Source organism: Pandoraea sp. XJJ-1 (assembly GCF_026802345.1).
Taxonomy (GTDB): domain Bacteria; phylum Pseudomonadota; class Gammaproteobacteria; order Burkholderiales; family Burkholderiaceae; genus Pandoraea; species Pandoraea cepalis.
In genome coordinates this window covers 40,422-51,847 of the sequence record NZ_CP113828.1, presented here as the reverse complement: position 1 = coordinate 51,847, position 11,426 = coordinate 40,422, and the positions used below count along the sequence as shown (strand labels likewise).

The window sequence follows — 11,426 nt, the reverse complement described above, 5'->3', positions numbered from 1 at the left end:
GATGCAGGTCTCCTAATACCCAAAATGCCAACACAAATAAGCCCGGCGCATGCGCGCACTCATCGGGCTACCGTTACCACTGCACGCTTGGCGTACAGGGCCCAAGCGATCCACACGGGATGGATCACCAAAGTCGTCAACCCGAATGCCGTGGCCAGATTGCTCCAGGCGCTGCCACGGCAGGCCCGCGACGAGCCAGTCGAACTGCTCGCGCGTGAGTTGAAGTGACCCCGTGTCCTGGCGCGGCCAGGCGAAGCTGCCCGCTTGCAGCCGCCGGGTGCACAGCCACATGCCCGCGCCGTCGTAGACCAGCACCTTGAGCCGGTCGGCGCGGCGGTTGGCAAACACGTAGGCGTGGTGGGCTTGCGCGCCCAGCGCGAAGCCGCGCACCACTTGGGCCAACAGCGTGTCGATGCCCCCGCGCAGGTCGGCCGCGCCAAGCGCCAGCCAGATGACGTCGATGCGAATCATCGGCCGAACTCCCGCAGCAGCGAAGCGAGTTCACGCGTGTGCGCCAGCGGCCAATGCAGATCGAGCCGGGTGCCTCCCACGTTCAATTCGACGCGCACCGATGTCGATGCGGCACCAGGCGCCACGCGGGCGGCCACGAAGCCGCTCGGCCTGGCGGCTGGCGAGGGCTCAGGGCTGACGCCGTCGAGCCGCGCCTGCCAGCGCCGCGCATGTGCGCACCAGCTTTGCAGCGTTCCCGCTGGCACCCCGTTGGCCTCGGCCCATACCTGCGCCTTCTGGCCAGAGGCACGATACGCCGCCACTTGCTCCAGGCACCGTTCCATCTGCTGTCGATCCATGTCCACCTCGTCTCGTTCGTTGATTGCGAAGACCCGAGGTTCGCAGCTTCAACGGTGAGATGAAAGATGGGTTCGCGGAACGCTTACTCTGCACCGTGGTAAACGACATCTGGATGGGACGCGAAGCTGGGACGTCCACCAGCGTCACATCGATCGCTTCGATCTTCATGCCACTGTCTCCGTAGCCGACTTGCGTTGCTCGGCCTGCTCACGCTCGATTACGAAGTCCAGGGTCATGACCCGCACCCCGTCCTCGATCGTCTCGGGCGTAATCAGGTCGGGGGTGACGCCGTGACAGCAGTCATCGTCCACCCATTTGCCCCCTTCGAAGTAGTATTGCGTGGTCAACGGTTCGAAACCGTCCTTGCGCACCTTGAAGTGCACGTGCGCCGGACGCCAGGTATGGCTGCCCAGGTGGCCCAGCAGACGCCCAGTCGGCCCCTCGGAGGGGATCTGGTATGGCACTGGCATCGTGGTGCGCACGCGATAGTTGCCCTGGGAATCCGTCACGAGTTTTCCGCGGTAGTAGTCCACGGGGATGTTGTCGTGGATCCCGCTGTACAAGCCATCAGGCGTCGAGTGCCACACGTCGATGACAGCGCCGGCGAGCGACTCGCCCGTGTCCGAGCTCACCGTACCGCGAATGATCAGCGGTTTGTGGTCGTCGGTATCGTAGGTCTTGAGGACGCCTTCAACTACAGGAGCACCTTCCAGGAAGTACGGCCCCTGGATCGCAGGCGCAGAGGTCCGCGAGCGCTGCGCCTTGCCTTCGATGATGGTGCTGTTCAGGAAAACATCCAGAAGCAGCGCGGTTTCCCGCGTCTGTGCGACCTCGGTGAGATAGTCGACACCCGCGCGGTATTCGGCTTCCGTGACGCGCTTGTCCAGCAAAATTTTGCGTACTGCCTCGACGATCGCGCCTGCGACCTCGGCAACTCGTTTATCCATGACTCGTCTCCTTTCAAGATTTCATGGCTGAAACACCAATGAGTTGGTGCTTCAAACATGAATGCTAAGATTCGCGTGTCATGCGGTCCAATACCTTTTTTTGGCCTTTTTGATACGGGATCGGTATGGATTGGCGGTGCTCACCCTAGGGAAAACCAGAGGTTATTAAATGGAATTTCGGCAGCTTCGCTATTTCATCGCGGTCGCAGAAGAGGGAAATATCGGTGCTGCGGCAAGACGCCTGCATATTTCTCAGCCGCCCATTACCCGACAAATACAGGCCCTGGAACAGGATCTCGGTGTGGTGCTGTTTGAACGCACGCACCGCGGCGTAGAACTGACGGCAGCGGGTACAACATTTTTAGAGGATGCCAGGCGCCTACTGCACGTTACCGAGATCTCAAGGGTGAGATCACGTGCAGCATCGCGCGGTGAAATCGGGGAATTGCGCGTCGCCTATTTCGGAACCGTCGTTTTGCATACGCTACCGCTACTGCTGCGGCAACTCTTGTCGGTTGCTCCCTCGGCAACTGTGTCCTTGACGCAGATGAGCAAGAACCGCCAGATTGAAGCGCTGGACGCTGGCACCATCGATATCGGGTTCGGGCGTTTCTACCCCTATCAGGAGGGTGTAGTTGTCCGAAACGTAACCAATGAGAGGCTATTTCTGGGTGCGCAAAAGTCGCGCGCTCGCTCGTTTGGTGAGCAAGTTCATTGCAGCGCGCTTCGTAACGAGCCCTTGATCCTGTTCCCGCGAGAAGGACGCCCCAGTTTCGCAGACGAAGTCATCGGCGTATTCAAAAACGCGCGAGTGGAGCCAAAGGTTGTCGCCATAGTTGAAGACGTCAATGCAGCCATGGCTCTGGCGTTGGCCGGCGTCGGCGTGACAATTGTTCCCGAGACAGTAGCCATGATTTCGTGGCCTGACTTCGGCTTCACTGAACTCGTGGGCTCCAAGGCCACTGTACCGGTCAGTTGTATCTACCGTCACGATCACATTGCGCCGATTCTGAAAACATTCTTGAACTTGCTACCTATTCGAGAATCGCAATAGATGCCAATCGTTAGGTTGTCGAGCCCGCAATTCGGCATAACACTGGCCGTAAAGCGGGCATCAATCGCTGTACTCCAACTCTTACTGCGACATGGCTCACGCTAAAAGGAAGGCACGCGCAGCGAGGGCAATGCCCGACGCAATCAGCGCCGGGCCACCGCTATCAGTACTCCGAAGCCGACCAGCCGCCCGCCGAAGGCACGGTCGATCCAATGGCGGAAAGCCAGCAGACGATCGCGCACGGCACCGGCAGAGAAGCATAAGGCCACCAGGCTAAACCAGCCCATGTGCCCTGATGGCCACCCAAACTCCCCCACTTATGGCCACCTCAAACTCCCCCACCTGAACTGATCGGGGATAGGGGTTAAACGCCGGCGCCGTCGGCACCTGTTGGCAGGACATTGATCCGGTCTTCCTCGAGGGAAGGCCAAGGAGTGAATGTCTTGAAGTCCAACCAACGCGCCACCATAGAGACACTGCTGGAGCGCAATACATCGCAACGCGAGATCGCCCGCATCACGGGCATCGACCGCAAGACGGTCAGGAGCTATCACCAACGCTGGCTGGAGCAACTGCAGTCAAATTCCCCCGGGGTGGCCACCGGCTCGGCCCAGCAAATTCCCCCACCCTGGCCACCGGCTGCTGTGCCGGTGGCCACCTCCCTGTGCGAACCCTGGCGCGAGTTCATCGAAGCCCAGTTGCGTCTGAAGCGCAACGCCATGGCCATCTTCCAGGACCTGGTCGACCAGCACGGATTTACTGGTCAGTACAACTCGGTCAAACGCTTCTGTGCAAAGCTGCGCCACAAGGAGCCCGAGCAGTTCGACCGCCTGTCCTTTCTGCCTGGGGAGGAGATGCAGGTGGACTACGGCGAGGGCGCGCCCACCCGCGTGCCGGGCAGCGAGCGGTACCGCAAGCCCCGCCTGTTCGTGGCCACGCTGCGCTACTCGCGCGCCAGTTTCCGCTGCGTGGTCTGGAAGTCCAGCCAGCAAATCTGGGCCGAGTTGCACGAGCAGGCTCTGCGGTACTTCGGTGGCTGCCCGCAGTACGTGGTTCTGGACAATCTGAAGGAAGGCGTCTTCAAGCCCGACCTGTACGAGCCCGAACTCAACAAAGTCTACGCCGCCACCCTGGCGCACTATGGCGTGGTGGCCGACCCGGCGCGGGTGCGAGACCCCAACCGCAAGGGCACGGTGGAGCATGCCATTGGCCACACCCAGGCCACGGCCTTGAAGGGCCGGCGCTTTGAGTCCATCGAGGCCCAGAACGAGTTCCTGGCGCACTGGGAGAAGAGCTGGGCAGCCAAGCGCATCCACGGCACCGAGCGGCGCCAGGTGCAGGCCATGTTCGAGGAGGAGCGCAGCCACCTCAAACCTCTGCCGCTCCTGGGCATGCAGTATTTCGAGGAGGCGGTGCGCACCGTCTGCGACGACAGCTGCGTGCGGGTGGATCACAGCAGCTACGCCGCTCGCCCGGCGAACATCGGCTCCAAGGTGCTGGTGCGCATCTATGCCCAGCGCATCGAGATCCGCGATCTGCAAACCGGCGCCCTGCTGCGCACCCACGCCAAAGCCGAGCGCCCCGGCACGGTGGTGCTGCCCATGGAGGAGCGGGTATTCAATCCTTCGCGCGAGACCCGTCTGATCCTGCGTCAGGCTGGCGAGATCGGTGAGCACGCCAAACGGCTGTGTGAGCTGCTCTTTGCCATCGAGGGTCGGGTGGGCCAGCGCAAGCTCTGGGGCATCGTCAGCCTGGCCAGGCGATACCCAGCGCACTGCGTCGACACCGCCTGCGCACAGGCCCTGGAGCAGGGGATTTACAGCTACAAGCGCGTGCTGGCTTTGACCGAGGCCATCTTTGCCCAGGCGCTCAACGCCATCGAGACCCAGTCCAGCGGTGCGCCCGCCGGCGGCGGGCGCACGCTGACCCAGCAGCACGAGCTCATCCGCGACGCCGATGAGTACGCCGATCTGTTCGCGCACGCTGCGGCCGTCACAGCCACGAGCACGCTCGAGTCCGCCACGGCGAACACCACCACCAACAACACCAACAACGCACCTGGAATTCAGCCATGAACATGATCGAGATCGAACGCGCGCTGCGCGAGCTGCGTCTGTCCGGCATTGCCGAGACCCTGTCCACCCGCGTGATGCAGGCCCAGGCCGCGCAGGAGCCCTTCCTGGAGACCTTTGGGGCCATGCTGCAAGACGAACTGGACCGCCGGCGCTCGCGTCTGACCGAGCGCCGCTTCAAGCGCTCGGGCCTGGATGAGCGGCCCTCGCTGGCTGACTTCGACTGGCGTTTCAACCCGAAGCTGCCGCGCAGCGCCTGCTTCGAGTTGCATACCCTGAAGTTCATCGGCGAGGGCGCCAATGCGCTGATCATCGGCAAGCCCGGTACCGGCAAGAGCCATGTGGCCAAGGCCGTGGCCTACCAGGCAACGCTGCAGGGATACGACGCGCGTTACCTGGAAGCCGACACCGAGTTTGCTCGCTACGCGTTGGCCAGCGACTCAGAGCGCACCGAGCTGCTCAAGGACTGGGTCTCACCGGACCTGATCATCCTCGATGACCTGTTCCTGGCCAGACGCATCAGCGAGCACGCAGCCGAGGTGCTGCAGGCCATCGTGCACCAGCGCTACAAGCTGCGCCGCTCCATCGTCATCACATCCAACCGCGTGGTGCAGGACTGGGGCAAATATCTGGGCGACGCCACCATGGCCACCACCATCCTGGACCGCCTCATGCACCGCTGCGCAATGCTGGAGTTCGAGGGCAAGAGCTACCGCCTCAAGGAGGCTGCCGCACGCATCGCCATCACACCCGAGTCGTCATAATCTGGTCGTCCTGCCTGGGGGAATTTGGGGTGGCCAAGGGTGGGGGAATTTGACCTGGCCATCGGGGCGGTGTGCTCATGGGTACCCGGTTCTGGGCTACCCAGGAGGCCCTCATTCACCAGAACGCCAAAGACCTGGTGGTCAAGGCGAAGGGCGGGCAGACGGTGCGCACGTCGGTCTTCGACATCGCGCGCGGTCGCGTTTGGCCACCAGAGTACACCGGCCGTTTGATGGTCAACGACTTCATCCGCAAATGGCACGGCCACGAAGAGGAACTTAAGGCCGTCTGGAGCGAAGAGAAGGTCCGCGTCGAGAGGGGGTCTCCTCGTTTTCAGTGCAATAAGTGACGGTACGCAAAGCTAGCACTGGCGCGGGGGTGGTCTGGGTAGACCGTTGATTTCATTGACTTTCCTGTTCGCTTTGTAAACGGGTATGGTGGCCTCCCACTTTTGAGGTTCACGATGCAGGGTTGGCACACAACGTTTTTGGGGATGCGTGGGCTCCCCCGCGATATCAGCGACTTCGAGATGAAGGCATTTTTCACCTTCGATGGTGCCGAGCGCGACGCAATCAATGCACGCCGAGGTGATTCCCACAAGCTTGGTCTGGCGCTCCATATTGGTTTCCTGCGCATGAGTGGGCGTTTGCTCGGTGCCTTTCGGGTAATTCCAGTAGCCTTGTGGCGCCACCTTGGCAACGAGCTTGGCATTGCAGCACCAGAAGTCGCCTCGCTGAGAGCCATGTATGAACGCGGGCGCACGCTATTCGATCACCAACAAGTAGCCTGCACGGTCCTTGGATTCCAGTGGATGAGCGAGCACCAGCGCCGCTCACTGGTACGTGAACTGCGCGACGAAGTGGCGCGCTGCGCCGACCGCGATCAGCTACTCGTGCGGGCGCGTCAATGGCTGTACAAGAACAAGCTGGTGATCGTGCACGAGCGGGCAATTCGGACACTGATTGCGGCGGCACTTGCCCAGCTTGAAGTTGAAACAGGCACCGCCATCGCCGCCAGCGTTGATCCAGCAACACTTGATCGCTGGCGAGCCTCAGTTTCAGAGCTGCGCCCAGATGGACAAACCCAGCAGAGTTGGCTATGGGCTGCACCGGCGAAACACTCAACCCGCCAAATCAGCGAGGTACTGGAGCGCATCGACCTGCTTTACACGCTGGACGTTCATAAGCACCTGGCAGACATCCCCGATCTCATCTTGCGCCGCTACGCGCGCCGACTTGTCTCCAGGCCGCCCTCAGCCGGAGCCAAGATCAAAGAGCCAGCGCGCACCGTGGAGGTCGCATGCTTTCTTCGGTATTGCCTGTTCACCACCACAGACCAGTTGATCCTTATGGTGCAGCGCCGGATCGCCGATCTGTGGCGTCAGGCTGCCGCCGATGTCCCCGCTACCGTCAATTGGGCCGCAATGTACAAAACGCTGCTCGGCGAACTTGTTGCCTTGAGCGCGCAAGGTGCGGTGCCAGATGCTGAGTTGCGTGCCCGTCTTGAAGCCTTGATCACCGAAACCCAGAAACGCAAACCACCGAGCAGGGCCTCCCTGGTCCGCGAGGGATTGATTGATGGAATTCGCCCCGTGCGGTCGTTGCTCGTCGCCATTGCAAAGCTGCCCTGGCAGGCCACCGGCGAGCATCCTGCCATCGAGTACCTTGCCAAGCTGCAAGCTTTATATCTCAAAGGATCCAGAAAGCTGCCAGTTGAAGTGGTGGCACCAAGTCTGGGAATGATCTGGCAGGTTTCGATCTCCAGCCCAGACCGGGAACGGGCGTTTCAGGCGTTGGAGGTGGCCACCCTGTTTGCCCTGCGCCGCGCGGTGCGCAATGGCTCGGTCTGGATTGAGCACAGCCTGAGCTTTCGGGGTCGTGCGCGCTTGTTCTTCACGGACGAGCGTTGGCAGGCAGAGTCCAAGAAACACTATGCCCGTCTATCGTTACCCAGCAAGGCTGCCACTTTCTTGAAGCCTTTGCTGGCCAGAGTAACTGCCGGTGTCGATGCGGTGGCCGCTGCAGCCCGCAGTGGCGTACTGCGCGTGGATGATGAACTCCATTTGTCGCCATTGCCCGCAGAGGACGAAGACCCAGAAGTGACCAAGCTGCGCGCGGCTTTGGATCACCGCATCGGTGAGGTTCAATTGCCGGAAGTGATTCTGGCCGTTGACGCCCAGGTGCGCTTTAGCTGGATCATGCTCGGACGTGAGCCGCGCTCTACCGACGAGCTGCTGATGGTCTATGCCGGCATCATGGCCCACGGCACCAGTCTGACTGCGGTCGAATGCGCGCGCATGATTCCGCAATTGTCTGCCACCAGCATTCGCCAGGCCATGCGCTGGGCGCGGGACGAACGGCGTCTGAGCCAGGCCTGCCAGGCTGTGCTGGAATTCATGCAGCGACACCCGATTGCCGCCACCTGGGGGCGGTCCGATTTGGCATCTTCTGACATGATGAGCATGGAGACCACCAAACGGGTGTGGCAAGCCCGGCTTGATCCTCGGCGCAACACACCTTCCATTGGAATCTACTCCCATGTAAAAGACCGGTGGGGCATCTTCCATGCGCAGCCCTTTGTGCTCAATGAGCGCCAGGCGGGCGTGGCCATTGAAGGTGTCATCCGCCAAGAAAAGCTGGAGACCAGCCAGCTTGCTGTGGATACCCATGGCTACACCGACTTTGCCATGTCACATGCCCGTTTGCTTGGTTTTGATCTTTGCCCGCGGTTGAAGGAACTCAAACAGCGCCACCTCTTTGTGCCACGCGGCACCAAAGTGCCCGCAGAAATCGCTGCGGTGTGCGAAGCCAATGTCGACGTCGCTTTGATCGAAAAGCATTGGGATAGTCTGGTGCACCTGGCAGCCTCGGTCATGAGCGGACATGCCAGTGCGGTGGCAGCTCTTGCGCGGTTCGGTTCTGCCGCCCAGGGCGATCCAATCTATGAGGCTGGCGTGCAATTGGGGCGGTTGCTGCGTACGGCGTTTTTGGCTGACTACTTTGTCAAGGACGCTTTCAGGAACGAGTTGCGCCGGGTGCTCAATCGGGGCGAGGCTGTTAACGCCCTCAAGCGCGCCATTTATACCGGCCGGATCAGCCCGGCGCAGGCCAAACGTGTCGATGAAATGCAGGCTGTGGCCGATGCGTTGAGCCTGATGGCCAACATCGTGATGGCGTGGAATACCTCACAGATGCAGGCGGTCCTGGATCGCTGGTCGAACCGCCGCCAGGTCATTCCACCGGAACTGATCGGGAAGATTGCGCCCACCAGGCTGGAGAGCATCAACTTGCGGGGTGTGTTTCGCTTCCCGGTTGACCGCTATGCTGACCAAATCCTGCCTTCGCGGCCAAATGCATCGATAACTGGCACCAATGGATGAAACCGACCACGGTTTGACGCCACGAATCGCAGATTTGAAAGTGAACAGGAAAGTCAATGAAATCAACGATCTACCAACACCACCTCCGCGCCAGTGCTAGCTTTTCGTACCGTCACTTATTGCACTGAAAACGAGGAGACCCCGATGGCGGGGCGATGGGTGGGGGTCGGTGGTCGGCGATGCCCGGCGCTGGGCGTGTCAGCCCTCCAGCAGCGCGACAAGCTGCACGGTGCCAAGGTCGGCCTCGAACTCCTGGCCGTCATCCTCGTATTTGAGCCAGGCCCAGCCCTCGGCCGGGGGCCGGCGGTTGAGGATCAGCCGTGCCGGCCGGTCGTCGTGCTTGACCTGGATGATGGCCTTCTTGAGCTTGTCGGGGTCGGCCTCCTTCGGCTCCTTCTTCCCCTTGGCGTCATCATCCTGCGGCCCCTGCTCGCCGTCGCCGGCCTCGGCGTCGGTCTTGCCGGTCAGCGCATCGACGGTGTTGGGATCACGGTCGCCGTCCTCGTGACTGCGCTTGTCCTCCAGGAACTCGCGCAGCAGCTTCACCGAGCCGCGCGTCAGCTCCTGGCTGTCGTCGGCCAGCCAGGCGGCCACCTCGTCGGGGTTCTTCTTGTAGGCCGTCACCAGCTCGTTGATGACAGTCACGTCCTTGCCCCGGCCGCTATTGAACGCCTCGGCAATGGGTTCGGGCAAGTCCAGCAGCGTGACGTGCTGCGTGACGAAGGCCGGCGACTTGCCGATCTCCTTGGCGATCTCGCCCTTCTTCTTGCCCTTCGCCAGCTCGCGGCCGATGAAGTCGGCGATCTCACGCGCCGTCAGCTCGTTGCGTTGCAGGTTCTCGATAACCTGGTCGGCCTCGTTGTAGTCGTTGTCGATGAAGGCCGGGATCGTGGTCTTGTGCGCCCACTTCGAGCCGCGATAGCGCCGCGCGCCGTGGTTGATGAGGTAGCGCCCCGGTGCGTCCGGGTTCTCGCGCACGCTGATGGGCGACTTCACGCCGCGCGCTTTGATCGTCTCGCCGATCTCCGCGATGCTCTCCGGCGAGAAGCCGGGGTTGTCGGCCGTGCGCGGCTGGTGCGGGTCTTCGTCGATCAGGTCAAGCGGCAGCTCCTGCGGGCCTGCGCCGCCGGCGTTGGCCGCCGGCTGCTCGTTCAGCAGGCCGGCCAGGTCGCCCAGCCCGTCCAGGCCCAGCCCGGACGATTGCGGCTTGTCCTGCTCCTTCTTCTTGGCGTTGGTCTTGGCGCTCATTGCGCGATCTCCATCTTCGTGAACACGTAATCCGCCAGCGCACGCACCTCCTGGGTGGCCTTCCGCGCGGCGGTCTTCTTGATCTTCCACACCGGCATCTGCTCGCCCAGCGCCTCGGCGATGCTGTCACGCGCGCCGATGCTGAACGGCAAGATGAGCTGCGGGTATGCCTGCTGCAACGTCGCCAGGTTGTTGACGTGGCGCGGCTTCCGCGCGTCCACCTTGTTCGGCACCATGCCGAGGAAGCGCAGCTTGGGGTTCTGCTTGCGCAGGTTGCTGATGACCGCGACCATCTTCTTCATGCCCTGCAAGCTGTACGCCTCCATTTCGATGGGCGACAGCATGTAGTCGGCCGTCAGCACGGCCGCCGTCATGGCGACGCCAAGGGAGGGGGCCGTGTCGATCAGGCACACGTCGAAGAACTCGCCCAGCGCGGCCACACTGGCCCGCAGCGCGGCGGCCGCCTGGGAAAGCTCCATCTTGTCCAGGTTCGCCAGGTTGGCGTCTGCCGCGATCAGCGCCAGGCCGTCATCCTCCCGGTCAGCGAACCAGGCGCGCAGCTCGTCGCCGCCGGCGGTGAACATGCGACTGGCGGGATAGCCCGAGTCGTGGCCGGCCAGCGTCCAGCTCGCATTGCCCTGGGTGTCCAGGTCGATCACTGCAACCCGAAGGCCGCGCTCCTGGAAGTCGAACGCCAGGTGGCAGGTTGCGAACGTCTTGCCTTGACCGCCTTTCTGAATTGCCGTGACCAGTGTTTTCATGAGTTGGGTTCCTGTTTCCTCTTTCCCTTGGCGTCGGCTTCCCAACGCTTGACGATGAACGCTTGATGCTCCGGCAGTACCGCCGTCACCCGCTCGAAGCCCTGCGGGAGCACTTCCCCCGCCACTGCCCACACGCGGCTGACCGCTTGCGATACCGCCCCCTTGGTCAGCCCCAGCGAGGCCACAAACTCGGCCTGGGGCCTTCCATCGACCAGCACGCCGCGCGCTATGTCGATGGTCTGTTGCCCGATCTCCAGGCCCTTGATCGCCGCCTGGAATTGGGCTTCGGTTAGCCGTTTCTTCATGGAGAACACCCATATAAACTCCACACCCGGTTGTTGAACAAAAGGCGGTGCCAGCCGCCGACCATGTGCAGAAGTTTAGCTAAACTCG

The 11,426-nt window shown here is 62.1% G+C and carries 11 protein-coding genes and 1 pseudogene; 5 read left to right on the top strand and 7 right to left on the bottom strand.

All coding sequences use genetic code 11. The features are described from left to right. Positions 1–12: 12 nt before the first annotated feature. The 3 genes from tnpB to OYT13_RS25125 form a co-directional block, all read right to left on the bottom strand. Positions 13–471: an IS66 family insertion sequence element accessory protein TnpB gene (tnpB, locus tag OYT13_RS25135; RefSeq protein ID WP_268567937.1), complete on the bottom strand. Its 459-nt coding sequence runs from the start codon at positions 469–471 to the stop codon at positions 13–15. Continuing rightward, positions 468–809 (bottom strand): IS66 family insertion sequence element accessory protein TnpA, encoded by a 342-nt coding sequence (gene tnpA / locus OYT13_RS25130; RefSeq protein WP_014386446.1) that lies wholly within the window; start codon positions 807–809, stop codon positions 468–470. The genes tnpB and tnpA overlap by 4 nt, the downstream gene beginning before the upstream one ends. A gap of 165 nt (positions 810–974) precedes the next feature. Next, positions 975–1,757 carry a chlorocatechol 1,2-dioxygenase gene (locus OYT13_RS25125; protein ID WP_268567936.1) on the bottom strand — a complete coding sequence of 261 codons (783 nt, stop codon included), beginning with the start codon at positions 1,755–1,757 and terminating at the stop codon, positions 975–977. A gap of 169 nt (positions 1,758–1,926) precedes the next feature. Here OYT13_RS25125 and OYT13_RS25120 point away from each other — a divergent pair, with 169 nt between their 5' ends. Then, positions 1,927–2,811, top strand: a complete 885-nt coding sequence (locus tag OYT13_RS25120; protein WP_012248462.1) for a LysR substrate-binding domain-containing protein — start codon at positions 1,927–1,929, stop codon at positions 2,809–2,811. 143 nt (positions 2,812–2,954) lie between these two features. Here OYT13_RS25120 and OYT13_RS25115 read toward each other — a convergent pair. Further along, positions 2,955–3,101: pseudogene (locus tag OYT13_RS25115) on the bottom strand (LysE family translocator); the annotation flags it as partial. 144 nt (positions 3,102–3,245) lie between these two features. Here OYT13_RS25115 and istA point away from each other — a divergent pair. The 4 genes from istA (at position 3,246) to OYT13_RS25095 (ending at position 9,024) form a co-directional block, all read left to right on the top strand. Next, positions 3,246–4,886: an IS21 family transposase gene (gene istA, locus OYT13_RS25110; protein ID WP_060983852.1), complete on the top strand. Its 1,641-nt coding sequence runs from the start codon at positions 3,246–3,248 to the stop codon at positions 4,884–4,886. Further along, positions 4,883–5,647 (top strand): IS21-like element helper ATPase IstB, encoded by a 765-nt coding sequence (istB, locus tag OYT13_RS25105; RefSeq protein WP_060983853.1) that lies wholly within the window; start codon positions 4,883–4,885, stop codon positions 5,645–5,647. Before istA ends, istB begins: the two co-directional genes overlap by 4 nt. Before the next feature lie 77 nt (positions 5,648–5,724). Further along, positions 5,725–5,994, top strand: a complete 270-nt coding sequence (locus OYT13_RS25100; RefSeq protein WP_268567935.1) for a hypothetical protein — start codon at positions 5,725–5,727, stop codon at positions 5,992–5,994. Between the two features lie 114 nt (positions 5,995–6,108). Continuing rightward, entirely contained in the window at positions 6,109–9,024 is a 2,916-nt protein-coding gene (locus tag OYT13_RS25095; protein WP_003049965.1) for a Tn3-like element IS1071 family transposase, read from the top strand. A gap of 198 nt (positions 9,025–9,222) precedes the next feature. Here OYT13_RS25095 and OYT13_RS25090 read toward each other — a convergent pair whose 3' ends face one another. From OYT13_RS25090 to OYT13_RS25080, 3 genes are read right to left on the bottom strand one after another with little or no spacing between them, the layout of a single operon-like run. Continuing rightward, complete coding sequence (locus OYT13_RS25090; RefSeq protein ID WP_011114060.1) at positions 9,223–10,272, bottom strand: transcriptional repressor gene korB; 1,050 nt, start codon at positions 10,270–10,272, stop codon at positions 9,223–9,225. Next, a complete protein-coding gene (locus tag OYT13_RS25085; protein ID WP_011114061.1) occupies positions 10,269–11,033 on the bottom strand; it encodes a ParA family protein in 765 nt (254 codons plus the stop codon). The genes OYT13_RS25090 and OYT13_RS25085 overlap by 4 nt, the downstream gene beginning before the upstream one ends. Further along, complete coding sequence (locus OYT13_RS25080) at positions 11,030–11,338, bottom strand: transcriptional regulator KorA (RefSeq protein ID WP_011114062.1); 309 nt, start codon at positions 11,336–11,338, stop codon at positions 11,030–11,032. Before OYT13_RS25080 ends, OYT13_RS25085 begins: the two co-directional genes overlap by 4 nt. Positions 11,339–11,426 lie beyond the last annotated feature (88 nt).